Origin of the sequence: Micromonospora sicca (assembly GCF_003172935.1) — a bacterium.
GTDB lineage: Bacteria > Actinomycetota > Actinomycetes > Mycobacteriales > Micromonosporaceae > Micromonospora > Micromonospora sicca.
Window position 1 is genome coordinate 1 of record NZ_QGKS01000241.1, and the last position, 24,014, is coordinate 24,014.

The following is a 24,014-nucleotide window of genomic DNA, read 5'->3' on the forward strand; positions in this document are numbered from 1 at the left end:
CCCGGCCACCACCCACCGGCCCCTCCGCTGACCCGCACCGCTGGGGCGGCGCCGGCTCACTCCGCCAGGGGAAGCCGGCTGGAGTGGAGGAGGCGGGCGTCGTCGGTGACCACCGCGTGCCGGTGGTCGGGGAGGCGGTCCAGCCAGCCGATGCCGGACCGGCCCATCGCCACCGCGGCGGTGGCGTACGCGTCGGCGACGCCGAGGTCCGCGCCGACCACGGTGACCGAACGCAGGCCCGGCGCCGGGGCGCCCCGGCGAGGGTCCAGCACGTGCTGGCCGCGCTCGTACACCCCGGAGGTGGCCACCGCCAGGTCGGTGCCGCTGAGCACCAGACAGGTGGCCGACGGCTCCCACGGGTGCCGGATGCCGATCCGCCACGGCCGGCCGGTGGCGGAGTGGCCGCGTACCCGCACGTCGCCGCCGGCGTTGAGGCAGTGGTTGGGCGCCCCGGCGGCGAGCAGCCGGTCCGAGGCGACCTGCGCCGACCAGCCCTTGACGTAGCCGGAGGGGTCGAGCCGCCCGGTGACGTACGCGTCGAAGAAGCCGTCGGTGGCGCCCCAGAGGTCGGCGCAGCGCTCCAGCACCGCCCGCAGGTCCGCCGACGCCTCGGCGAGCGGCAGGTCACCCCGGTCGAACCGGCACACCTCGCTGTCCTTGCGATAGGTGCTGAACCGGGCGTCGACCTCGCGGAGCCAGCGGAACGTCTCCTCGGCCAGCTCGTGCAGGGTCGCGGCGGGCAGGTCGTCGGCCAGGTCCAGGCTGATCGCCGTACCCATGATCTGCTCGACCCGGCGCAGGCCCGGACGGGCGCGTGACGCCGCCACCTCGACCACCGGGCTCAGGCCTGGTCGATCGCGGCCTGGAGGGACCGCTGGTACGCGCCGCTGGTGGCGGTCGCCCCCGAGACGGTGTCCAGGTTGGCGCTCTGCTTCGCCACCACCTCGCCGGAGGTGCCGCTGTAGCGGGCCTGCACGTCGTCGCTGCGCAGCCCCGACTGCCCGCCGAGCGGCAGGCCGAGGGCGGTGGCGTCGACGATCCGGCTGCCGTTCAGGGTGATCCGCACCTGGAGGGAGCCGTATTCGTAGTCGACCGTCGGCCCGGTCACGGTGCGGGTGCTCGGTTTCGGCGCGGTGGTGGTGGTCCGCGGCGCAGCCGTCGTCGGCCTGGCGGTGGCGGTGCTCTTCTTCGTGCCCGGGGTGCTGCTCGGGCGGGTCGACCGGGACGGCGCGGACGCGGAGCCGGCGGGGCCGGGCGTAGGGGTGACCCCGGGCGCGGGCCCGGACCCGCCCGGCGCGACGGACGCCTGGTCGGCGGGGATGTCCTGGGCGGCCTGGCCGGCCCCCGGGGAACCCTTGAGCACCACCAACGCGGTGGTGCCGGCGGCCAGGCCGGTGATCGCGAGGACGGCGCGACGCATGCCAGGGGTGCCTTTCTACAGCTCGAAGGTGGCCAGGTGGATCTGCCGGCGGGGGACGCCGGTCCGGCGCAGCACCCGGACCGCCTCGTCGACCAGCCCGGCGGGACCGCAGAGGTAGACGTCGCGGCGGGCCACGTCGGGCACCAGCCGGCGCAGGCCGCCGGGGCTCATCACCTGGCGGGGGCCGGGATCGTCGCGCGAGCCGATGACGTACCAGACGGAGGTCCGCCGGACCTGGGCCAGCCAGTCCAGCTCCGGGTGGAGCAGCACGTCGGCCGGGGTGCGGGCGCGGTAGATCAGCGCGGCGCCCGGCGGCAACTCCTCCAGCATCGCCCGGAGCGGGGCGATGCCGCTGCCGCCGGCGATGAGCAGGGCGCGTTCCCGGGTGCGGTGGGCGGCGGTGAAGGTGCCCGACGGGCCCTCCGCCCAGACCAGGGTGCCGGTCCGCAGGTCGCGCAGGTCCGCGGTGTGCCCGCCGACCACCTTCACGGTCAGCCGGAGCCAGCGGCCGTTGGCCGCGGCGGAGAGCGAGAACGGGTGGGACTGCCACCAGCCGCCGGCGTTCAGGAAACGCCAGCGGAAGTACTGCCCGCCGAGCATGTCGATCTGGTTGAGCCGGCGACCGGTCAGGTAGATCGAGATGGTGTCGGTGCTCTCCGCCACCACGTCCGCCACCCGCAGCCGGTGCCGCAGGTTGAAGTGCAGCGGGGCGACCACCCGACCCCAGAGCGGCGCGGCGAGGACCAGCAGGTACGCGCCGATCCAGCCGGTGCGGACCGGGCCGGGGTGGAAGAGCTGGGCGCCGTTGCTGAACTGGTGGCCGAAGCCGAGCAGCAGGGCCGCGTAGCTGGTCAGGTGCAGGTGGTACCAGAGCTCGTACGGCAGGACGGTGCGGATCGCCCGGATGCCGGTGAGGCCGACCAGCACCATGATGCCGGCGGCCACGAACGCGGCGACCATGTCCTCGTAGTCGCTCAGCAGCGAGCCCACCTCGCCGAGGATCGACTTCTCCTCCAAGCCGGCGTAGGCGACCACGATCAGCGACAGGTGGGCGAGCACCGCGACGAGCAGGGTGGCGCCGAGGTCCCGGTGCAGGCGGGACAACCGCTCCCCGCCGACCCAGCGTTCCAGCACGCCGAGCCGGCTCATCATCGCCACCTGGACGAGTAGCAGGTAACCGGCGACCAGGCCGGTGATCCGCCCGGCGGCGGTGAGGAGGGCGGTGGTGCCGGCGAGCGAGCCGGCCAGGGTGTCCAGCCACCAGGGCAGCACCGCGGCCACCAGGCCGAGCCAGAACACGGCCGCCAGGGCCCGCCGGCCGCCGGGGCCGCGGCGGGGCAGCGCCGGCGGCGGTGGCGGGGGTACGGGGGCAGCCGAACGGCCGCCGTACGGGAGCGAGGTCCCGGTACGGCGGCCGGCGGCGTAGGTGTCCTGATATGTCACGCGTACAACTTCATGGGTACGTATTTCTGCCGGGGGAAGACCTTGTCCACTTCCGCCGTGGTCAGTCCGAACCGGCCCTGCGCCACGGACCCGTAGACGTTGAACATGTTGTTGTACTCAGGTACGTCGCCCGAGTCGAGATCGTTCAACCCGTTCCACGTGCCGAGCAGCGACCCGGCGAGCCGACGCCCGGACAGGATGGTCACCACCCCACCGTGCCCGTGGTCGGTGCCGCCGCCGTTGGAGGCCACCCGGCGGCCGAACTCGCTGGACACCATGATCGTCACGTCGGCGGCCCGGTCGCCGAGGTCGGTGAAGAACGCGGCCATGGCGTTCGCCAGCTCGTTGAGCCGCCGCCACAGGTTCCCGCCGTCCTGGGTGCCCTGGTTCTCGTGGGTGTCGTAGCCGCCCATGCCGACGGTGGCGACCCGGACGTTCGCCCCGCCCTTGATCAGCTGGGCGAGCTGCTGGAACGCGTACCCGACGCCCTGGTACTTCACCCCCGCGGCGGCCTGGTACGGCTTCGCGGCCAGCTTCTGGGCGGTGGCCAGCGCGCCCATCCCCTCGATGACCGCCTCCTCCACGGGGTGGTTGATCCCGGTGAACAGCCCGCGGATCGCCTTCTCGGTGGCCGCCCGGTACTTCTCGTCGCCGTTGAGCCGCAGTTCACCGACGCTGTTCAGGGAGAGCGCGCCGTTGACGCCGACCAGCGACCGGGGCAGCGTGCTGCCGATGCCCACGCTGCGGAACGCGGTGCCCTTGCCGAGCGCGTCGACCAGGCTGTCCAGCCAGCCCCGGCCGCCGGTCTCGCCGGGCAGGCCGCCCAGGTTGCAGGCGTCGGCGGCCTGGAAGTGGCTGCGGGACAGCCGGGGGTCGGAGACCGCCGGGATGAAGCCGAGCTGGCCGGCCTTGAGCCACTTCTCCAGCGGCGCGAAAGCGCTGGTGAGCTTGAACCCGCGGCCCAGGGCCAGCGAGTCGTTGCCGAGCAGCAGGTCCGGCCGGGCCTTGCCGAGGATCGGGTCGTCGGCCGGGGCGGCCAGGCTCAGCCCGTCCAGCCCGCCGTAGAGGAAGACGTGGATCAGGGTGCCGGTCCTGGTCGCCGCGAAGGACGCCGAGGTGGTGACGAACTGGGCGGTGGCCAGCGCGGTGGCGGTGGCGGCGGCGCCGGCGACGAAGGTACGCCGGGTGACGCCGCGCCCGTCCTGCTGGGCCTCCTCCAACTCCTCCAGCCGGCGGTAGCGGTCCACCTCGGCGGCGTTCTCCGCCGCGACGATGTCGGCCTCCGCGCGCAGCAGCGCCTCGGCCGGGTTGTCGGCCAACCGCCGCAGGTCCGGGCATTCGGGGTGCAGGGGGTACGAATACACAGTCTTCTCCATCGAATGCCTCACCGGAGGTGGTGCTGGGGGGAAGCGAGGATCGCCCGCGCGACGGCGGCGACGGCCCCGTTGAACGTGGCGTCGACCTTCGCCGTAGCCGGGACCCCGGCGACGCCGAGGACCAGCGCCTTCTCCTTGGCGCTCAGCTTCTGGTGCACCAGCCGCCCGGCCAGCTCGTCCACGTACGCCCCAGCGGTGGCCGGCGGGCGGGCCACCAGCTTCTCCGGCGCCGGGTACGTGAACTGCTTGCGCCGGCCGCCGAGCAGCTCGCCGGCCTCGTTCCAGCCGTCGACCATGGTGCCCGCCGAGGTCCAGGCGACGTAGACGTCCGCGTAGCCGTCCGGGGTGGGCTTGCCCATCGGGTACTGGCCCAGCTCGCGCATCTTGTCCTGGATCTGCCGCAGGCCCTGCGCGTACGGGGTGCGCCGGTTGTCGCCCTGGAAGCCCGGCGACGCCTCCGGCCGGACGCCGAGGGTGCGGTAGGTGGCGACCAGGTACTCCATCGGCCGGCGCACCTTCTGACCCACCGCGGCCCAGAACTCCGACGAGCTGAACAGCGTCATCAGCACCGGCTTGATCAGGCCCTTGTTGGCCGCGTACGTCTTGGCCAGGCGGTCCACCAGGGACTTCGGCGGGGTGTCCGAGACGAACCGGGTGGCCAGGCTGCGGGCCACGTACTGGGCGGTCGACGGGTGCAGCGCGAGGTAGGTGATGTACTGGTCGATCACCCGGTCGGCGACCTTCGGGTCGTTGGAGCTGTTCGGGTGGCTGAAGCCGAGGATCTTCACCTTGCCGACGTAGTGCCGCTCCGGGTGGAAGACGTACTTCCCGTCGGCGACGCCCCGGCCGGTCTGCAGCATCGCGGCCTGCCGGACGTCCTTCTCGGTGTACCCGCCGTCGACCCCGACCGAGTACAGCTCCAGGTTCTCCCGGGCCAGGTTCTCGTTGACCGCGTCCTTGCGGGAGTCGACCTGGTTCAGGTAGAGCAGCAGCGCCGGGTGCCGGTTCGCGGCGATCAGCATCTCCGGGTAGCTGCCCAGGGCGTGCGCCCGGACGACGTCCCGGTCGAACGAGTTGCGGTAGACCTCCCCGCCGTCGAACTCGGCGGCGACGTGCAGGAAGTCGTTCCAGAAGTCGACCATCACCTCGTAGAGCTGCCGGTCGGACCAGATCTGCCGGGCGATGGTGGCGTCGATCATCTCCCGCTCGGGCTGGGCGCCCCGCTCGTTGAGCTGGTTCCGCTGGTCGCGCAGCTGCTGCGGGGTCAGCTTCAGGGTGGGCAGCTCGGCGAGCTTCAGCTCGGCCTTCGTCGGGGCGATCTTCTCCGGGTCGAGCTGCCGGCGCAGCCAGCCGTCGATGCCGAGCCGTTTGATGTCGGCCAGCACCTTCCCGGTGGCGCCGAAGGTGGCCCGGCTGGCCAGGTGCCGGACCGGGTCCTTGGCGAGCACCGTCTTCACGGTCACCGGGGTCGCCGCGGCGGCGGCCGCCGGGCCGTCGAAGAGCCGGCCGCCGGTCGGGGAGTTGCGCTTGAGCGCCGCCCCGGCCCGGGAACCCATGTAGCTCTCGTTCTGCTCGGTGTAGGTGCGCACCGTGCTCGGCTGCTGCCCGCTGGGCCGGGCGGCGGTGCCGTCGGTGACCACGGTGCCGGTGGCGTCGCCGGCCACCGGGTCGTCGCGGAAGAGCCCGCGCACCTGGGGGTTCATGGCGAGGGCGGCCCCGCCGGCGACCACCGCCGCACCGCCGAGCGCGGCGAGGGCGCGCCGCCGGCCGGTGCGGCGACCCGGCTCGTCGTCATCGTCCAGGTTGGGCAGTCCCCCGCCGGGCGCCGGGGCGTGACCCTGACGGCCGAAGCCGTCCGGGCCGACCCACTGCGAGCCGTGGGCGGGCAGGGTCGTGACGGCCCCCGGGTACCCGGCGGGACCGCCGTAGCCGGCGGCCGGGCCGTACCTGCCCGCGTGGTCCAGGTCGCGGTACCCGTCCAAGGGGTGCTGTCGCCCGTCCCACCCGCGGTCGTCCCGGAGTCGACGTGGTGGCACATTCTGGTCGGCCATGTACCAATCCCGTTTTCTTCGAGCGCCGGCACGCCTGTAACCGGGGAGGACATCAGGGGCGGCGACTGCTGCCGGAGGAGTTGCTACGGGAAAGTAGCCACGCGTCCCCGGGCGCTCAAGGCGGCCGGAGGGCACTCGGGAGGGCACTTAAGACGGTGCTCATGACCCCGCGCGGGCGGTCTGTCCGGCACCGTCCGGGCGGGGCGCTTCCCAGCAGGGCCGACATCGCCCCGGAACGGCGGGACGTAACGTTTTGGCCCGCGGTGACGCTGTCCGCGTCGTTCAACCGCACAGACAAACTTAAGGCGCGGATAAGCCCGCGCTGAGGCGGTCCGACCGGAAGCTGCCCACCCGCGCCGAGCCACCGTCGAGGCCTTGCCGCTGCGGCCGAAAGTAGCAGCTGGAGCGGCGCGTGACCCGCCTCCGTTGCGGGTATGCCGCCGAACCGCTGAAGCCGTGAGGGGAAGGCACCGCCATGCTCAGCAAAGAGGATCAGCGCAGGTTCGAGCAGATCACCCGCCAGCTGCGGGAGAGCGATCCGCAGTTCTTCGCCCGGCTCGACCACCGGGCGCGCGCCCGCCGGGGCCGGTACCTCATGCTGTTGACGATCGTGCTGTGGGCCTCACTGCCGGCGATGACTGTGCTGGCCGGGCGGCTGGCCGGCGCGATCTGCGCCGTGGTGCTGTTGGCGAACGCCGGCCTCATGTGGCGGTTCCGACGGCGTTGGCTTTGACCGCGCCGACCGCGACCGCTCGGGCGTCGCCGCTGCCGGGGCGGCGGTGGTGGCCCGGTCCGACCGGGGCCGGCCGAGATCCCGGTAGGCCCGGCGTAGCCGTTCGACCAGCCCCGGGCCGCCGATGGCCGGCCCGGGCGGGCCGAGCTGGCGCAGCAGCAGGTCGGGGGCGGTCACGAGGGTCGGTGGCCGGTCGGGCACCGGCACCGGCGCCACCCAGAACCGGTCGACCGGATCGGCCGGCGACGCCGTGGGCAGGGCGCCGAGCACCCGGGCCGCTCCGGCCGCCGTCGGCCGCCGGGTCGGCGCGGAGCCGGCCGTCGGGGTGGACCCGCCCGTCGCCGGCCCGTCGCCGCGAGCCGGACCGGACCGCGCCATGGCCACGTCGGCCCCACCGGTCACCGGCTCCGAGGTGGCGGTCGCGCCGGCGGCGGCGCGCAGCGTACGCAGCCGGTCGAGCAGCTCTTCGCGGCTGCGGCCCCGCCAGTGCAGCAGTTGGAACGGGTCGGCGTCGAACGCCTCGGCGAGCAGATAGAAGGTGGCCGCGAGGTGCTTGCACGGCACCGCGAAGTCGGGGCAGCCGCAGCGTTGGGTCAGCTCGTCCACGATGGACGGGAAGAGTGGCGCGCCCGCCGCGGCGAACAGCTCCTCCAGCTCGGCCGGGAGGTCGCCGGCGAGCAGCCGGGCGCTGAAGAACGCCTGCCCGGCCAGTTCCGCCTCGATGCGGGCCCACACCTCGGCCGGGTGGGCCGCCAGCTCGATCCGCACCGGGTACGGGTCGGGCCGGGAGCCCTGCACGGCGGCGGTGACCAGCCCCGGGGCGATGTCCAGCCGGAGCACCTGACCGCGGCGCGCGTACGCTCGCCCTCGGGTGAGCCGGGTGCCGAGGGCGAACGACTCCAGCACCTCCAGGAACCGCCGGGACCACCAGGACTGTCCGATCGCGCCCCGGGTGCTGCGCGCCCGCAGCCCACCCTCCACCCGGCGCGGCGGCCCGAACTCGGCGAACCGCCCGCCCGCGTTCCCCTCCGGAGTGGTCACTCCACCACCGCCCCGGACTCGAGGGCGAAAAGCTCGCGCAGCGCCCCGGTGGAGAGCTCGGTGACCCACTGCTCGCCGCTGCCCACCACCCGTCCCGCCAGGCTCCGCTTGTCGGCGATCATGGCGGCCACCTTCTCCTCCACGGTGCCCGCGGAGACGAACTTGCGGACCTGTACGCGGCGGCGCTGGCCGATCCGGAACGCCCGGTCGGTGGCCTGGTCCTCGACGGCCGGGTTCCACCAGCGGTCGACGTGCACCACGTGGTTCGCCGCGGTGAGGGTGAGCCCGATGCCGCCGGCCTTGAGCGACAGGACGAACAGCGGCGGTCCGTCGGACGACTGGAACCGGGTGACCATCGCGTCCCGGTCGGCCTTGCCGACGCCGCCGTGCAGGAAGAGCACCTCCCGGCCGGCCCGGGCCGACAGGTGCCCGCGCAGCATGCCGCCGAACTCGGCGTACTGGGTGAAGAGCAGGGCCTTCTCCCCCGCCGCGAGGACCTCGTCGACGATCTCCTCCAGCCGCTCCAGCTTGCCGGAGCGGCCGGGCAGCGGCGAGCCGTCGCGCAGCAGCTGCGCCGGGTGGTTGCAGACCTGCTTGAGCCGGGTCATGGTGGCCAGCACCAGCCCCCGGCGCTCCATCCCGTCGCTGGACTCGATCTTCGCCATCATGTCGTCGACCACCGCGCGGTAGAGCGCGGCCTGCTCGGCGGTGAGGTTGCAGAGCACCTCCATCTCCAGCTTCTCCGGCAGGTCGGAGATGATCGACGAGTCGGTCTTGAGCCGGCGCAGCACGAACGGGCCGGTGATCCGGCGCAGCCGCCCGGCCACCTCGTCGTCGCCGTGCCGCTCGATCGGCTCGGCGAACTTCTTCCGGAAGGTGGCGGCCGGGCCGAGCAGCCCGGGGTTCGCGAACTGCATGATCGACCAGAGGTCGGCCAGCCGGTTCTCCACCGGCGTACCGGTGACCGCGACCCGGTGCCGCGCGGGCAGCGACCGGACGGCCTCGGCCTGCCGGGTCGAGGCGTTCTTGATCGCCTGCGCCTCGTCCACCACCACCCGGTGCCAGTCGATGCCGGCCAGCGCGAACGCGTCCCGCGCGGCCACGGAGTAGGTGGTGAGCACCAGGTCCGCGTCGTGCACGGCCGTCCGGAACTCCGCCCCGCGCGCCCGCTCGGCCCCGTGATGCACGTGTACGCGCAACCCGGGCGTGAACCGGGCCGCCTCCCGCTGCCAGTTGCCGACCAGCGACATCGGACAGACCAGCAGGGTCGGTCCGGCCTCCGGCGGGTCCCCGGCCAGCAGGGCGAGCAGCTGCACCGTCTTGCCCAGCCCCATGTCGTCGGCGAGGATCCCGCCCAGCCCGAGCGACTGGAGGAAGGCCAGCCAGGCCAGTCCCCGCCGCTGGTACGGCCGCAGCGTGCCGTGGAAGCCGGGCGGGGGGTCGGCCGGGGTGAGCCGCCGTTCCGCGGCCCCGGCGAGCAGCTCGCCGAGCGCGCCGTCGGCGCTGACCTCCAGCACCGGCAGCTCGTCCGGCCGGTCGGTCTCGGCGAGGCCCAGCCGGAGCAGGTCGGCGACGGTCAGCTCGCCGGCCGAGCGGAGCAGCTTGAGGCCGGCGGCAAGTCGCTTCGGGTCCAGCTCCACCCAGCGCCCACGCAGCCGGACCAGTGGGGACTTCAGCTCGGCCAGGGCGGCCAGCTCCTCGGCCGTCAGCGGCTGGTCGCCGAGGGCGACCTCCCACCGGTAGTCGACCAGCGCGTCCAGCCCCAGCCCGGCGGAGGCGGCGGCGACCGTGCCCGGGGCGGTCCGGCTCCGGGCCCGCAGGCGGGCGCCCAGCCGCGTCGACGGCCGCCGCCACCAGGACGGCAGCAGCACCCCGAAGCCGGCCGCGTGCAGCACCGGGGCACCCTCCCGCAGGAAGCGGTGCGCCCCCTCCGCGTCCAGCTCCATCCCCTCCGGCGTGGCGGTCCGCAGCGCGTCGTCCAGCTCCGGCCAGAGCCGGCTGGCCCGACCCAGCTCGGCGAGCAGGGTCTCCTGCGGGTCGTCCACGGCGCCGAGCGCCGGCAGGTTGCCCGGCGAGCGCCACACGTGGCCCGCCTCGACCAGCAGCCCCGGCTCGTCGGCCGGTTGCAGACCGAACTGCACCCGCCACCGGCCTTCCTCGGCCACCACGGCAGCGGGGTCGGCCGGCACCACCAGCAGCGGCTCGGTGACCTCGTCGGGGTCCGGCTCGACCAGGCGGAAGCTGGCCCGGACCGGGCCGCCGGCGGCGTCGCGCTGCCAGGCGTCCAGCTCGGCGCGGAGGGTGTCCAGCCCGGCCGGGTCGACGGTGAACTCGCGGCGCTCGCCGGTGAGCGCCGCCAGCCAGGCCGGCACCGGCCCGCCCGGCCGGAGGCCCCGGGTGAGCACGGTTCCCGCGAGGGCGGCCCGGGCCGCGGCGTCGGCCAGCGCGTCCAGCGCGTCGGCGACGAGCGCCCCGGGCTCCGCCGGCCCACCGGGCCCGACCGGCCCACCGGGCTCGGCCGGCACAGAAGGCTCGGCCGGAGCGGACGACGCGGCACGTGGACCCGGATCGACCGGTGCGCCCGGCTGAGCCGGGATGGGCGGCGCGGCGGCGGCGCGGGCGGCCGGGGGCAGCGCGAGGGCCAGCGACCGGGCCCAGCCGGCATCCGTGCCGGTCAGCAGGGGTCGCCAGACGGCCCGGGCGGTCACCACGTCGGCGTCGTTTCCCGGACCGGGCCGGGCCGGCGGGTCCGCGGTGGCCGGGGCCGCGACGTCGGGCAGCACCCGGCCGCGGGTGACCAGGTCGGCGGCGAAGTCGGCCAGCTCGGCCAGGTGGCGCAGGTCCGCCCCCGGCACGGCGGCGCCGAGGTCGAGTTCCCGCAGCAGGGCGAACGCGGCGTCCGGGGCATACGTCAGGGTGGGGACCCGCCAGCCGGCGAGGGTGACGGCCCCGCGGACCGGTTCCCCGACGGCGGTCCGGACCAGCTCCGGCGAGTCGAGCGGCGAGCCGGCCCGGGTGGGCAGGGTGAGCAGGACGGTGGTGGCCCGGGCCGGGAGGTCGCCGAGCACCCCGGCCAGCGTGGCGTGGCCGGCGGCGAACGGGTGCGGCCGCTCGCGCGGTGCCCGGCCGGGCCGGCGCGGCGCCCGCGCCGGCAGCGTGGTGTCCTCGGCCCAGACGGCGAGCCCGACGCCGGACAGCCACACCCCGTGGATGACCAGCACGCACTCCCCCTCGTCGACGCCCGGGGCAAGGATAGGCGGCCCCGGGCGGCTACTGTCGGCGCCATGTTCGATCTGCTCGTGATCGGCGGCCTGGGGGTCGATGTGCGGGTCCGGGTGCCCGCGCTCCCGCTGCCGGCCGCCGACTCGCTGACCGTGCCCCCCATCGAGCTGCGGATCGGCAACACCGGCGCCGGGGTGGCGCTCGCCGCGCACGCGCTTGGCCTGCGGGTGGCCCTGGTGGACGTGCTGGGTGCCGACCCGGCCGGGGACGTGGTCCGGGCGGCGCTGGCCCGCACCTCGGTGCACGCCGTGCTCGCCGACGCCCCGGCCGGCACCCGCCGCTCGGTCAACCTGGTCGACGCGGGCGGCCGGCGGATGTCCCTCTACGATCCGCGGCCCTGGCAGGGGCCGCCGCCGTTCCCGCCGGACGCGCTCACCGCGCTGGTCCGGGACGCGGCCCACGTGCATGTGTCGATCATGGATTGGGCACGCGACGCGCTACCGGTCCTGCGCGCCGGGCTCGCCGACGGCGTACGGCTCTCCACCGACCTGCACGACTGGGACGGGGACAACCCGTACCACCGCCCCTTCGCCGACGCGGCGGACCTGGTCTTCGTCAGCGGCGTCCGCCTCGGTGGCCGCGCCGGGAAGCTCGCGGTCGAGCTGGCGCCCCGGACCGTGCTGGTGACCGGCGGGGAGGCAGGCGCGACCCTGCACCCGGCGGACGGTCCGCCGGTACCGGTGCCCGCGACGGTTCCGCCCGGCCCGGTGGTCGACAGCAACGGCGCGGGCGACGCCTTCGCCGCCGGTCTGATCGCCGCCCGGCTGCGCGGCGCCACCCTGCCCGACGCGGCCGGGTATGCCGCCCGGGTCGCCGCCGCCGCCTGCACCCACGACGGGATGGAGTACCCGCCCGGCCTGCTGCCCTGCCAGTAGGCCGGCAGCCGCTCAGAGCGCCCCGGTCTCGCCGTCGGTCAGCTCGCGGAGGGCTGTCATCCCCGGACGGTAGTCCCGGCGGCGGCCGGCCCGCTGCCCCGCTATCCGCTGCGGGTCACCGGGGTCCGGGGCAGGATGGGCCCATGGCATCCACGGTGCAGATCCCCCTGGTGGGCGGCACGGCCGACGGCGAGACCATCACCGTCGAGCTGGACGACAACGGCCGCCCGCCGCTGACCCACCACCACCTCGGCCCGGAAGGGCTGGCCGAGGCGCAGATCTACGAGCTGGAGTCGGACGACCGGGCGGGCCGGCCGTGGGTCTACACCTGGCGGGGGCCGGCGGTCTGACCGGCCGGTGGGGCACCGGGCCGGTTCAGGCCGCCTTGACCCGGGTCAGGCGCCGGGAGCGGATGCTCTCCAACACCCCACGGGTGACCTGGGAGGTGCCGCGGGCCTGCTCGCACACCTCGGCCACCCGCCGCGCCGTCTCCTCCGCCCGGATCTCCCGCTCGTCCCACAGCCGGTCCACCTCGGCCAGCAGCGGGCCCTCCACCTCCCGTTCGACGCCGCGCAGCGCCGGCACCCCGAGCCGCTGGGCCAGGTCGAAGACCTTTCCGGCGTACGGCAGCGGCAGGAACGGCGTACCCACCATGGCCGCGAAGATCAGGAAGTGCAGCCGCATGCCGACCGCGAGGTCGAAGTGCCGCATCAGCCCGAGCACCTGCCGGGGCGAGTAGTCGCCGTGCAGGACTCGGCCCCGCTCGGCGGCCACCATGTGCGACATCACGCCGTGCGAGTGCCGGATGTCGTCGCGTTCCATCGGCACGAACAGCACGTACGCGTCGATCCGGTGCACCAGGAAGTCGCTGATCTGGGCAAGCAGCCGGTGGTAGCCGTCCACGTCGAGGCGTTCCGCGGCCCGGCCCGGCTCGCGGACGCTCAACCCGACGAGCCGTTTGCCTGCCGGGACCCCCTCGTCGCGGAGCCAGCTCTCCGGGAAGTCCTCCGGTTCGAGCAGGAACGCCGGGTCGGCGGTGACGGTGATCGGGTTCACCAGGCCGGCCTCCTCGAGCACCATCCGGGACTCCTGGTCCCGCACGGTCACCTCGGTCGCCCCGGCCAGGGTCTCCCGGACCATGGTGGTGTCGACCCCGTCGCTGAGCGGCCCCACCCCCACCGCGTACGTGAGCAGGGGCAGGCCGCGCTCCTGGGCGACCCGGACCACCCGCAGGTAGCGCCGGGCCTCCCGGTCGTAGAGGATGCCGCCGCCGCCCAGGATGAGCAGGTCCAGCTCGGACAGGGTCACCGACGAGTCGGCGCGGCTGACGCCCTCCCAGGCCACCGCCTCCACGTCCGGGTGGGCCAGGGCGGTGTGCGCCGGGTTGCGGGAGAAGACGATGATCCGGGCGTTCGGCTCCTGCTGCCGCAGGTCGGCCAGGAGTCCGCTGAGGATCGCCTCGTCGCCGAGGTTGCGGCCACCGTACGAGCCGAGCAAGCCGATCGTCAGTCCGGCGGCATCCGTCATCCGTCGCTCCTCCCCAGGTGCGTCTCGGGCCGGTTTCCCGTTGCGCCGGTGGACATACCTGGGCGAGTTGTCAGCCCGCCGCCGCGCCGACCAGGCGGGACACCAGGGCGGAAACCACCTGGTCGGGGTCGAAGCCGGCGTCGACCGAGGTGGTGAGCAGGTCCAGCAGCAGCCCGTCCACGGCGTAGTGGAGCAGGGCGACCTCGAAGGCGCCGCCGGGCAGTCCGGCCGCGACCTGGCACGCGACGTCGTCGGCGTACCCCCGGCGGAGCACGTCCCCGAGCGCCCGGCGCAGCTCGGGCCGACGGGACGCCGCCAGCCGCAGCTCGAACAGCGCCCGGGTGAGCTCGAGCTCCTGGGTGGTCCGCTCCACGATGTATCGGAGGTAGTCGGTCACCAGCTCCAGGGACGGCTCCCGGCTGCCGAGCCGGGCCAGGACCGCCGGGTCGGGGGCCATCCGGTCGAAGATCCGCTCGCCGAGGGCGCCGAGCCGGTAATGGGCTTGCCCCGGCGGCCCGGTCGGACCGACCGTGGAGGGATGACGAGCGCGACGAAGACCCGGATCGGCTGGGCCGACCTGCCGGCCGACGTCCGGGCCACGGTCGAGGAGATCCTCGGCGACCGGGTCGTCGAGGCGGTGTCCCAACCGGGCGGGTACTCCCCCGGCACCGCCGACCGGGTCCGCACCGCCGGCGGCCGGCGGGCCTTCGTCAAGGCGGTCAGCCCCGCGCAGAACGACCGCAGCCCGCACCTGCACCGCGCGGAGGCGCGGATCGCCGCCGCGCTCCCGCCGTACGCGCCGACGCCCCGGCTGCTCGGCGGCCACGACGACGGCGAGTGGGTGGCCCTGGTCTTCACCGACGTCGAGGGCCGGCACCCGGCGACGCCCTGGCTCGCCACCGAACTGGCGACCGTGCTCACCACGCTGGCGACCATGGCCGCCGCGCTGACCCCGACGCCGGTTACGGCGGTGCCCACCGCGGCCGAGCAGCTCGGGTACGACTTCGCCGGCTGGCGGCGGATCGCGGCGGACCCGCCGGCCGACCTGCCGCCGTGGGCCCACGCGCACCTGTCCGAGCTGTGCGCGGCGGCGGACCGGGGGCTCGCCGCGCTGGCCGGCGACACGCTGTGCCATCTGGACGTCCGCGCCGACAACCTGCTGGTCGGGCCGGACGGCGCGGTCAGCGTGGTGGACTGGCCGTGGGCCTGCCGGGGGCCGTCCTGGTTGGACACCCTGCTCCTGCTGGTCAACGTCCGGCTGTACGGCGGCCACGACACCGAGGCGCTGCTGCGCGACCTGCCGCTGACCGCCGGGGTGGATCCGGCCGCGCTGACCGGGGTGCTGGCCGGCCTCGCCGGCTTTTTCCTCGACAGCGCCCGGCAGCCGCCGCCGCCCGGCATCCCGACGGTCCGGGCGTTCCAGCGGGCGCAGGGCGACGCGCTGCTGCCCTGGCTCGCGGCGCGCCTCGGCTGAGATCCCCGGCGGGGGGTGGCGGCATCGGGCGCGGGCAGGAGGTCAGCTCGTCGCCCGGACCTCGTGGGTGAGGAAGGGCAGCACGGCGGCGGGCAGCGCCGGTGCGGTGACGATGTCGTAGTGGGTCAGGCCGGGCAGCACGGCCAGCCGGGCGGCGGGCCGGTCCGAGCCGTCCCAGCCGGCGTCCCGGTGACCACCGCCGAGCAGCCCGAAGAACTCCGCCATGTGGGTGACCGGGATCGAGTCGGCGTCGGCGAAGACCAGCAGCACCGGCATAGCGAGCGCCGCCACCTCGGCCGACCAGTCGTACTCCTGGCGGAGCAGGTCACCGGTCTTGACCCAGAGGTTCGGCCAGTCCTCCGGACGCGGGGCGACACGGGAGTACAGCTCGTGCGGCGGGGTGCCGCGCATCTGCTCGGCGACCCGCTCGTCCTGCGCCGCCATCGCGGCCAGCACCTCCGGATACCAACCCTGCCGCCTGCAGGGCACCGAGACCAGGGCCAGCCGGCGGACGAGCCCGGGGTGCTGGATCGCGGTCCGCAGCGCCACCCCGCCGCCGAGGGAGTAGCCGAGCAGGTCCGTCTCGGGCAGGTCGAGGTGCCGGATCAGCGCCGCGATGTCGGCGGCCATCGACTCGAAGCGCAGCGGCCGGTCCACGTCGGCGGTCCGCCCGTGGCCTTGGAGGTCGACCAAGATGACCTGCCGGCGCTCGGCGAGGGCGGGGAGGATCGGGGCGAACATCTCCACCGCGCCGTATCCGCCGTGCAGCAGCACCAGCGGGCGGCCCGTGCCGTGGACCTCGTACCAGAGACGCACCCCGTTGACGTCCGCGTAACTCACCCTGACTCCTCCGTCGTTCGTCGACCCGTCGCGCGACCACCGCCGTCGACGGGGCGCACCCGATGTAACGCCGACGACGCGGCGAACTCATCGGCGCTGGAGGGTCAGAATGTCATCCTCTCCGACGACGAGCTCCGCGACGAGGTCCGGGGCGGCGAGGGCGAAGGCCACCAGGGCCCTCGGTGGTGTAGCCGCGGCGGCGGCGCGAGGGGACGATGCCGTAACGGTGTGCCGCGTCCTGGGACCATACCGCCGGGGGCCGGACACGGCGCGCCCCCGCTGCCTCGGGCCGGAGGCGGCGGGGGCGCGTCGGTGCCGGTCAGCTGACGCCGGTGACGGCCTTGACCAGGTTGATGCCGAAGTAGAACACGAACGCGACCGCGACCGCCCACATCAGCGGATGGATCTGCCGGGCCTTGCCCTGCGCCACCCGGATCGCCACCCAGCTGACGAAGCCGGCGCCGATGCCGTTGGTGATCGAGTAGGTGAACGGCATCAGCGTCATGGTCAGGAACGCCGGGACCGCCACCCCGACGTCCGTGAAGTCGATGTCCTTGACCTGACGGATCATCAGCGCGCCGACGACGACCAGCGCCGGACCGGCGGCCTCGCTGGGCACCAGCGACACCAGCGGGGTGAGCAGCAGCGCGCCGAGGAACAGCAGACCGGTGACCACGCTGGTCAGACCGGTACGGCCGCCGTCCGCGATGCCCGAGGACGACTCCACGTACGTGGTGGCCGAGGAGGCGCTGCCCGCGCCGCCGGCGACCGCGGCGACACCGTCGACGAAGAGCACCTTGCCCAGCCGCGGCATGTCGGTGCCGTCGGCGGTGGCCAGGCCGGCCTGCTTCGCCAGGCCCACCGTCGTGCCCATCACGTCGAAGAAGTCGGCGAGGACGAGGGTGAAGACCAGCAGCACGGCGGTCATCACGCCGACGTGCGCAAACGCCGTGAACGACACGTTGCCGAGCAGGTGCAGGTCGGGCGCCTTGATCAGCGGGTCGGGCAGGGTCGGCACGTTGAGCTGCCATCCGGTCGGGTTCGGCTTGCCGTCGACGAACGCCGGGCCCGGCTTGGTGAGCGCGTTGACGATCACGGCGACGACCGTGGTCGCCACGATGCCGATCAGGATGCCGGCCTTCACCTTGCGGGCGACCAGGATGCCGGTGACCAGCAGGCCGACCAGGAAGACCACGGTGGTCCAGCCGCGCAGCGTGCCGTCGCCGCCGAGCTGCACCGGCACCGTCGTGCCGGCGGCGTCCGGCATCCGGCGGACGAGACCGCCGTCGACGAAGCCGATCAGCGCGATGAACAGGCCGATGCCGGCGGCGATGGCCGCCTTCAGCTCGCCGGGGATGGCCCGGAACACGGCCTTCCGGAAACCGGTCAGCACCAGCACCGTGATGATCAGACCCTCGATGACGACCAGGCCCATCGCCTCGGCCCAGGTCATCTGCGAGGCGACGGCGTACGCGACGAAGGCGTTGAGGCCCAGGCCGGTCGCCACCGCGAACGGCACCCGGCCGACGACGCCCATCAGGATGGTCATCACCGCCGCGACGAGGGCGGTGACCCCGGCGACCGGCGCGATGCCGAGCAGCTTGCCGTCGGCGTCCGGCGCGGTGCCGATGATGAGGGGGTTGAGCACGACGATGTAGGCCATCGTCGCGAAGGTGGTCAGCCCGGCGAGCACCTCGCGCTTGACTGTCGAGCCCCGCCGGGTGATCTCGAAGAAGCGGTCGAGACGGCCGCGCTCGGCGGGTTCCGTCGGCTCGGCCGGGACAGCAGGATCCTGCGTAGTCACGCTCATGGCGTGGCTTACTCCGTTCCGGGTTGGCCCGCCGGACGTGCCGGTCAGGCGTGGGGGTGCAGCCGTCCCGGAGCGGTTGGCCCGGAGAACGTCGGAACGGCTGGGCTCCACGGATCCCGTGAAGCACTACGAAGCCGCACCCGGTCGGGGAGCGACTTCGCCCCACCACCTTAACCGCCGGGTGACGCCGGATGACCTGCCCCTACGCGTGCTTCGCGGCGGGGGTGGGCAAGGTCACCGTCGACCGGAGCGGCCCGCGGGTGGGCCCGCCGGCCCCCGTCGGCCCGCCGCGACACGCGCACGGCATTGACACCCTCACCCACCCCGAGCAGATTCCGGAGTGATTCCGGTCGGTCGTGACCGGGGCGTCCGCGCGGAAGGACGATCGCCATGCACAAGATCAGGTCCACCGGTAGGGCCGGGCTCGCCTCGGCGGTGGCGCTGCTCGCGCCGTCGCTGGTCCTCGTGGCCGGGCCGGCGCCGGCGTACGCCGCGGAGACGACGACCCGGATCCTCCGGGCCCCGCTGGACCTCTCCGTCGTCCTGCCCTGCGCCAACGGCGGCCTCGGCGAGGTCGTCGACTTCGACGGCACGATCTCCGAGGTGTACCACGTGACCGTCGACGAGACCGGCGGGTTCCACGTGCACATCGTCGAGACCCAGTCGAACGTGCACGGCATCGGTGCGACGACCGGGGACCGGTACGTCAGCACCCGGGTCAACCTCTTCGTCTACGACCAGGGATCCGGGTCGCTGCCGATCACCTCCACCCAGCAACTGGTGTTCCGGATCGTGGGGCCCGGGCCGGGCAACGACGCGTCGATCCGGATCACGAACCACACCACCGTCAACGCCGACGGCACCGTCACCGTCGCCTTCGACACGTACACGGCGGAGTGCGAACCCACCACGCCCTGACCCGCCGGACCGCCCGGGAAGCGGGCCCGACCGTGGGGCACGCGGGTGGTCAGTCCACGGCCACCGGGCTCGGCGCCGGCTCCGGCGCCGGCCCGGGGTGCCGGGCCGTACGCAGCGGGGAGAACGCGGCGACGGCGGCCGCGACCGCCATGCCGGCCACGCCGACCCAGATCGCCGGCCGGTAGCCGAGGTGCTGGGCGAGCAGCCCGCCGACCGGCGCGCCGACGGTCAGCATGCCCCAGTTGAGCGAGCGGATGGTGCCGTTCATCCGGCCCTGCAACCGGTCGGGCGTGACCGCCTGCCGGTAGCCCATCTCGTTGGGCCCGCTGATCCCCAGGGCGAACCAGATGACGAACTGGGCAGCGCCCACCATCACCCAGCCTGCGGTCCCCGCCGCGGCGAGGGCCACCAGACTCCAGCCCAGCGGCTCGACCACCCGCTCCAGCATGATGGCGCGGCCGGCGCCCCACCGGCCCGCGAGGTCGGACAGCGAGTTGCCGGCCACCGCCCCGACGCCGCCGACGGCCAGCACCACGCCGAGGCCGAACGCCGCCCGGTCCGCGGGCAGTCCGGGATCCAGGCCGCGTACGACGAAGAGCGTGAGGACGGTCGACGCCAGGCTGGCGAAGAGGAAGCGCGCGTGCAGGGTGAGGGCGTACGGCGCCAGCACCGGGTGCCGGTACACCCAGGCGAGCCCCTCGCGCAGTTCGTGGCCGAGGTGGCGGCGACCCGGGTGCGGGGCCGGCTCATCCCCCCGGATCGTCGCCAGCAGCAGGCCGGAGACCAGGTACGACACCGCGTCGACCAGCAGGGCCACGGGCGCGCTCACCGCCGCCACCAGCGACCCGCCGAACAACGGGCCGGTGGTCTGCGCCAGCGACGCGCTCTGTTCCATCCGGGCGTTCGCCCTGGTGAGCGCCGCGGTGGGCACGAGTCGGGGCAGGTAGGACTGGTGGGCGGCCTCGTAGAGCAGCGACAGCGCGCCGAACGCGGCGACGAGGACCATCAGCGCGGGCACGCTCAACGCCCCGAGCAGCGCGAGCGTCGCGATCAGGGTCAGCAGCACCGCGCGGGCGACGTCGGCGGCCACCAGGATCGGCCGGCGCCGGTACCGGTCGGCCACCACCCCGGCCAGCAGCCCGAACAGCAGGTACGGCGTCCAGCGGGCGCCGTTGACGAGTCCCACCTCGGCGTCGGTCGCGTCGAAGGCGACGATGGCGATGATCGGCAGGGCCACCGTGGTCAGGTACGTCCCGAACGTGGAGACCGTGTCGGCCGCCCAGAAGCGCGCGTACCCGGGCTGGCCGAACAGTCGCGTCATCCCGGCGACGGTAGTGCGTCCGGCGGCTCCGTCGCCGGCCCGGTGGTCGTCGGTACGTAGGCTGTCCGGCGTGATCAGGTTGGAGCGGCTGCGGGCCGACCACGCGCCGGTTCTCCTGGCCTTCGAGCGGGCGAACCGGGAGTGGTTCGCCCGGTCGGTGCCGGATCGGGGGGACGACTACTTCGCCGAGTTCGCCGCCCGGCACCGCGCCCTGCTGGCCGAGCAGGACGCCGGCTCGATCCACTTCCACGTCGTCCTGGACGACCGGGGAGCCCTGATCGGCCGGGTCAACCTCGTGGACGTCGAGGACGGCACGGCGGAGCTGGGCTACCGGATCGGTGAGCGCGCCACCGGTCGCGGCGTGGCGACGGCGGCGGTCGAGGAGGTGTGCCGGCTGGCCGCCACGGCGTACGGGCTCTCCGCGCTCACCGCGGTCACCACCCGGGACAACCCGGCGTCCATGGCGGTGCTGGGACGCACCGGGTTCACCCCGGTCGGGGACATCGTCCTCGACGGACGTCCCGGTGTGCGGTACCGGCGCCGACTTTCCGACCCGGGCACCGCACCGTCCTCGGGCGGGTGAGGCTAACCCGCGACGTGGTCTCCCCACTCCGTCTCCGGCCCGGAGCCGGGCGCCGGGGCCTCCCACATCGCCAGGTGGGTCATGAAGTCGTCGGGGCCGGCGCCGTGCCAGTGCCACTCGCCGGGCGGGGTGTGGATGGTGTCACCGGGCCGGATCTCGACGACCTCGCCGCCACGCGACTGGATCAGGCCGACGCCCTCGGTGACGTGCAGCGTCTGACCGACGGCGTGGCGGTGCCAGGCCGTGCGGGCGCCCGGGGCGAAGCGGACGGTGTTGACCCGCATCCGTGAGGGCTCCTCGCCCTTTGCGATGACGTCGAACCAGACGTCGCCGGTGAACATCTCGGCCGGTCCCTTGGCGGACGGCTGCTTGGGCAGAACTTCCACGGGGTGCCTCCTTGTCGATGTGGTTCAGAAGCCGGTCGGCAGGTGCGGCGCGTAGGACTTTTCGACGCGCGGGACCGGTCAGGGACGGACCAGGACCTTGAGGGCCTCGCGGCGGTCCATCGCGCGGTATCCGTCGGGCACCTCGTCGAGGCTGACGGTGCGGTCGAAGACCTTGCCGGGTTCGACCCGGCCGTCGAGGACGTCGGGCAGCAGCTGGTCGATGTAGGCGCGGACCGGGGCGGGCCCGCCGGTGAGGGTGAGGTTGCGCCCGAACATGCCCCAGCCGATCGGTCCCTCGTCGTACTGCGGGACGCCCACCCGGCTGATCACGCCGCCGGCGCGGACCACGCCGAGCGCCTGCTCGTAGGCCTCCTGGTAGCCGACCGCCTCAAGCACCGTGTGGGTGCCGTCGCCGCCGGTCAGCTCACGCACCCTGGCGATGCCCTCCTCGCCTCGCTCGGCGACGACGTCGGTGGCGCCGAACTCGCGGCCGAGGTCGGTGCGCGCCTTGTGCCGGCCCATCAGGATGATCCGCTCGGCGCCGAGCTGCCTGGCCGAGAGCACCGCGAGCAGGCCGACCGCCCCGTCACCGATCACGGTGACGGTGGTGCGCGGGTTGACGTCGGCGCGCTTGGCGGCGTGGTAGCCGGTGCCGTAGACGTCCGCGAGGGTGAGCAGCGACGGCAGCAGCGCGGAGTCCTCCCCGACCGGCAGCTTGACCAGGGTGCCGGCCGCCTGCGGGACGCGGACGAACTCGGCCTGCGCGGTGTTGAAGAACCCGCCGTGGCGGCAGGAGGCCTGCACACCCTCGCGGCAGAAGTCGCAGGTGTTGTCCTGGAAGGCGAAGGACGCCACCGCCAGGTCGCCCTTCTTCAGCCCGGTCACCTCCGGGCCGAGGTCCTCGACGACGCCGAGGAACTCATGGCCCATCTGCGTCCCGTCCTCAGCGGCTGGCACGTTGTGGTAGGGGTGCAGGTCGCTGCCGCAGACACAGGTGCGCACGACCCGTACGATCGCGTCGGTCGGCTGCTGCAGCACCGGGTCGGCGATCTCCTCCACCCGCACGTCACCGGCGCCGTACATCAACGTTGCTCGCATGGGCATTTCCTTTTCACATGTCGTCTCGCGGTTGCGCCCGGGGCGTGGGTTCACTATCCCCGCTCGGCGTATGTCGTACCCGGGCAACAACCATCAAAGCGGCGGCGACGGCGGTGAGGGAGAGCCTGTCGTTACAGGTACTGCCAGAACCCCCCCAGCTACCAGAGGACCAGCAGTGAGCGCGGTTCCAGGTGGGTCTCCCGCTTCCTGTGGTTCCTTTCGAGCAGTCTCGAACAGCACTTTCCACGTCGATTGCCCAAACATAAATGGCACTGACTTTCACTACGGATTCGACGTAGTTCGGTCTGTGAACGTTGTCGGCCAGTGCCAGCCGGTGTCGTTCCTCGTGGTCGGCCCTCCGTGTCGCGCCGTCTGCGGCGGTTGATGTCGGTTGCGCATCACGCCGTTCGCTGACTTCCTGCTGACTCGTCGAGGATTCGGCTGGACCATCGGCTTCTTCCTCCCGAACGCCGTTGCCGCGCATCGTCTGCTGCCATCGGCTGTCATCCGGTGCCGTCAGCTCGGCGATAACCCAGCCCTGCTGCCGTTGGCGGTCACCGGTGGGGTGCCTTCCCCTCCGGGTATACGACGTCCAACCCCACGGTCAGCCGGGGTTGTGCGGGCGAGGATGACCGGTATGGGGCATCGGGAAGGCGGTGGACAGGGTCAGGACCTGTTGCAACGTCGCGAGGACGTGCGGCAGGCCAACTTCCTGGAACTGTTCATCGACCTGGCGTTGGTGTTCGCCCTGGCCGGGGTGGTCAGCCGGGTCGCGCGGGACATCGTCAGCGAAGACCTTGTCGTCCGGTGGCGGGCGATGACCTACCTGCTGGTGCTGGCGCTGCCGCTGATCTGGTTGTGGATCACGACCGCGCACATCACCAGCTGGTTCGACCCCCGCCGCCGCAAGATCCAGTGGATCGTACTGGCCAGTGCCTTCGGGCTGCTGGTCATGTCGACGTCGCTGCCGTACGCGTTCGTCGGCCGCGGGTGGGCGTTCGTGCTGCCGTACGTGATCCTGCTGTGCGGCCGGCCGCTCATCCTGATGCCTGCGCTGCGCGGACACCCCCTGCGGCAGCTTTACCGCCGGTCGGTGCTGTGGTGCGCGGCCTCGGCGGTGATCTGGTTCGTCGGCGCGGCCGTCAGTGGCGGCGCCCGGGCCGCCCTGTGGGGGGCCGCCGTGACCGTTGACATCGCCGCCGCGCAGCTGCGCTGGCCGGTACCGGGGATGGCCCGGCGGCCGGTCAGTGCGTGGGCCATGGACAGCGGTCACCACCTGCCCGAGCGCTACCAGCAGTTCCTGATGATCGCCCTCGGGGAAACCGTGCTCGCCGTCGGCGCCACGCTGACCTACCAGCCGGTCACCGCGGCGACCGCGGCGGGGCTCGTGGTGGCGTTCCTGTCGACGGTGCTGCTGTGGCGCATCTACTTCTACCGCTCCGGCCACGTCCTCGCCGAAGCCGTCGCCGCGGCGGGGGACAGGGAAGCCGCCGGCCGCGCCACCGGCACTGCCCACGTCGTCATGGTGATGGGCATCGTCGCCGCCGCCGTCGGCTTCGAGATCGTGCTGAAACACCCGAACGGCCGGCCCGAGCCGGCGTGGCTCGTCGCGATCCTCGGCGGTCCAGCACTGTTCCTCTACGGCCGCATCCGTCTGGAACGCGTCGTGTTCGACCGGCTTTCCATCCGCCGGGTCGTCGCCATCGCCGCCCTGGCGGTCGCCGCCGTCCCCCTGCATTTCGCCCCACCGCTGGCCGCTACGGTCGTGGCCGCGCTCGTCCTGCTCGCCGTCGCCCTCGCCGACGCCCGCCACGCTGCCGGCCGTCCCCCCGAAGC

The 24,014-nt window shown here is 73.9% G+C and carries 22 protein-coding genes; 8 read left to right on the forward strand and 14 right to left on the reverse strand.

The window, feature by feature from the left end; all coding sequences use genetic code 11:
- Positions 1 to 56 precede the first annotated feature (56 nt).
- The 5 genes from DKT69_RS17270 to DKT69_RS17290 all read right to left on the reverse strand — a co-directional run bounded on the left by DKT69_RS17270 (position 57) and on the right by DKT69_RS17290 (position 6,290).
- On the reverse strand, positions 57 to 779 hold the full coding sequence (locus DKT69_RS17270; RefSeq protein WP_109802581.1) for an FAD:protein FMN transferase: 723 nt from the start codon (positions 777 to 779) through the stop codon (positions 57 to 59).
- Positions 780 to 841: 62 nt separating this feature from the next.
- Complete coding sequence (locus tag DKT69_RS17275; RefSeq protein ID WP_109802565.1) at positions 842 to 1,420, reverse strand: FMN-binding protein; 579 nt, start codon at positions 1,418 to 1,420, stop codon at positions 842 to 844.
- A 15-nt stretch (positions 1,421 to 1,435) separates the two neighbouring features.
- The gene (locus tag DKT69_RS17280) at positions 1,436 to 2,863 is read right to left on the reverse strand and encodes a ferredoxin reductase family protein (protein ID WP_109802566.1); all 1,428 of its coding nucleotides are present in this window, start codon (positions 2,861 to 2,863) and stop codon (positions 1,436 to 1,438) included.
- Complete coding sequence (locus DKT69_RS17285; RefSeq protein ID WP_109802567.1) at positions 2,860 to 4,239, reverse strand: DUF1501 domain-containing protein; 1,380 nt, start codon at positions 4,237 to 4,239, stop codon at positions 2,860 to 2,862. The genes DKT69_RS17280 and DKT69_RS17285 overlap by 4 nt, the downstream gene beginning before the upstream one ends.
- A gap of 8 nt (positions 4,240 to 4,247) precedes the next feature.
- The gene (locus tag DKT69_RS17290; RefSeq protein ID WP_109802568.1) at positions 4,248 to 6,290 is read right to left on the reverse strand and encodes a DUF1800 domain-containing protein; all 2,043 of its coding nucleotides are present in this window, start codon (positions 6,288 to 6,290) and stop codon (positions 4,248 to 4,250) included.
- Between the two features lie 475 nt (positions 6,291 to 6,765).
- Between DKT69_RS17290 and DKT69_RS17295 the strand changes: the two genes are divergently transcribed.
- Positions 6,766 to 7,023 carry a DUF3040 domain-containing protein gene (locus tag DKT69_RS17295; protein ID WP_089013185.1) on the forward strand — a complete coding sequence of 86 codons (258 nt, stop codon included), beginning with the start codon at positions 6,766 to 6,768 and terminating at the stop codon, positions 7,021 to 7,023.
- Here the strand turns inward: DKT69_RS17295 and DKT69_RS17300 are convergent.
- Positions 6,913 to 8,064 carry an SWIM zinc finger family protein gene (locus tag DKT69_RS17300; RefSeq protein WP_109802569.1) on the reverse strand — a complete coding sequence of 384 codons (1,152 nt, stop codon included), beginning with the start codon at positions 8,062 to 8,064 and terminating at the stop codon, positions 6,913 to 6,915. The genes DKT69_RS17295 and DKT69_RS17300 overlap by 111 nt on opposite strands.
- Positions 8,061 to 11,285 carry a DEAD/DEAH box helicase gene (locus DKT69_RS17305; protein WP_109802570.1) on the reverse strand — a complete coding sequence of 1,075 codons (3,225 nt, stop codon included), beginning with the start codon at positions 11,283 to 11,285 and terminating at the stop codon, positions 8,061 to 8,063. Before DKT69_RS17305 ends, DKT69_RS17300 begins: the two co-directional genes overlap by 4 nt.
- 63 nt (positions 11,286 to 11,348) lie before the next feature.
- Between DKT69_RS17305 and DKT69_RS17310 the strand changes: the two genes are divergently transcribed.
- A complete protein-coding gene (locus DKT69_RS17310; protein ID WP_109802571.1) occupies positions 11,349 to 12,221 on the forward strand; it encodes a carbohydrate kinase family protein in 873 nt (290 codons plus the stop codon).
- Positions 12,222 to 12,364: 143 nt separating this feature from the next.
- Positions 12,365 to 12,571: a DUF8847 domain-containing protein gene (locus DKT69_RS17315; RefSeq protein ID WP_109802572.1), complete on the forward strand. Its 207-nt coding sequence runs from the start codon at positions 12,365 to 12,367 to the stop codon at positions 12,569 to 12,571.
- Positions 12,572 to 12,596: 25 nt separating this feature from the next.
- On the opposite strand, the gene DKT69_RS17320 is transcribed toward DKT69_RS17315, so the two are convergent.
- Positions 12,597 to 13,748, reverse strand: a complete 1,152-nt coding sequence (locus DKT69_RS17320) for a polysaccharide pyruvyl transferase family protein (protein ID WP_109802573.1) — start codon at positions 13,746 to 13,748, stop codon at positions 12,597 to 12,599.
- A 70-nt stretch (positions 13,749 to 13,818) separates the two neighbouring features.
- Positions 13,819 to 14,205: a hypothetical protein gene (locus DKT69_RS17325; protein WP_236647982.1), complete on the reverse strand. Its 387-nt coding sequence runs from the start codon at positions 14,203 to 14,205 to the stop codon at positions 13,819 to 13,821.
- 81 nt (positions 14,206 to 14,286) lie between these two features.
- Between DKT69_RS17325 and DKT69_RS17330 the strand changes: the two genes are divergently transcribed.
- Positions 14,287 to 15,222 (forward strand): aminoglycoside phosphotransferase family protein, encoded by a 936-nt coding sequence (locus DKT69_RS17330; RefSeq protein WP_109802582.1) that lies wholly within the window; start codon positions 14,287 to 14,289, stop codon positions 15,220 to 15,222.
- Positions 15,223 to 15,264: 42 nt separating this feature from the next.
- Here the strand turns inward: DKT69_RS17330 and DKT69_RS17335 are convergent, their stop codons facing one another.
- Positions 15,265 to 16,062: an alpha/beta fold hydrolase gene (locus tag DKT69_RS17335; RefSeq protein WP_109802574.1), complete on the reverse strand. Its 798-nt coding sequence runs from the start codon at positions 16,060 to 16,062 to the stop codon at positions 15,265 to 15,267.
- Positions 16,063 to 16,381: 319 nt separating this feature from the next.
- Positions 16,382 to 17,872, reverse strand: coding sequence for an NCS2 family permease (locus DKT69_RS17340; RefSeq protein ID WP_109802575.1), 1,491 nt, complete (start codon positions 17,870 to 17,872; stop codon positions 16,382 to 16,384).
- A gap of 191 nt (positions 17,873 to 18,063) precedes the next feature.
- Here DKT69_RS17340 and DKT69_RS38365 point away from each other — a divergent pair, with 191 nt between their 5' ends.
- Positions 18,064 to 18,216 carry a hypothetical protein gene (locus tag DKT69_RS38365; protein ID WP_161557868.1) on the forward strand — a complete coding sequence of 51 codons (153 nt, stop codon included), beginning with the start codon at positions 18,064 to 18,066 and terminating at the stop codon, positions 18,214 to 18,216.
- 46 nt (positions 18,217 to 18,262) lie between these two features.
- Positions 18,263 to 18,790: a hypothetical protein gene (locus DKT69_RS17345; protein WP_109802576.1), complete on the forward strand. Its 528-nt coding sequence runs from the start codon at positions 18,263 to 18,265 to the stop codon at positions 18,788 to 18,790.
- Between the two features lie 49 nt (positions 18,791 to 18,839).
- Here DKT69_RS17345 and DKT69_RS17350 read toward each other — a convergent pair whose 3' ends face one another.
- Positions 18,840 to 20,111: an MFS transporter gene (locus DKT69_RS17350; RefSeq protein WP_109802577.1), complete on the reverse strand. Its 1,272-nt coding sequence runs from the start codon at positions 20,109 to 20,111 to the stop codon at positions 18,840 to 18,842.
- A 70-nt stretch (positions 20,112 to 20,181) separates the two neighbouring features.
- Here DKT69_RS17350 and DKT69_RS17355 point away from each other — a divergent pair, with 70 nt between their 5' ends.
- Positions 20,182 to 20,694, forward strand: a complete 513-nt coding sequence (locus tag DKT69_RS17355) for a GNAT family N-acetyltransferase (RefSeq protein WP_201749713.1) — start codon at positions 20,182 to 20,184, stop codon at positions 20,692 to 20,694.
- Between the two features lie 2 nt (positions 20,695 to 20,696).
- Here the strand turns inward: DKT69_RS17355 and DKT69_RS17360 are convergent, their stop codons facing one another.
- Positions 20,697 to 21,080 carry a (R)-mandelonitrile lyase gene (locus DKT69_RS17360; RefSeq protein WP_109802578.1) on the reverse strand — a complete coding sequence of 128 codons (384 nt, stop codon included), beginning with the start codon at positions 21,078 to 21,080 and terminating at the stop codon, positions 20,697 to 20,699.
- Positions 21,081 to 21,158: 78 nt separating this feature from the next.
- A complete protein-coding gene (locus tag DKT69_RS17365; protein ID WP_109802579.1) occupies positions 21,159 to 22,178 on the reverse strand; it encodes a zinc-binding dehydrogenase in 1,020 nt (339 codons plus the stop codon).
- A 391-nt stretch (positions 22,179 to 22,569) separates the two neighbouring features.
- On the opposite strand from DKT69_RS17365, the gene DKT69_RS17370 reads away from it, so the two are divergent.
- On the forward strand, positions 22,570 to 24,014 hold a 1,445-nt coding region (locus tag DKT69_RS17370; RefSeq protein WP_146231118.1), incomplete at its 3' end, for a low temperature requirement protein A.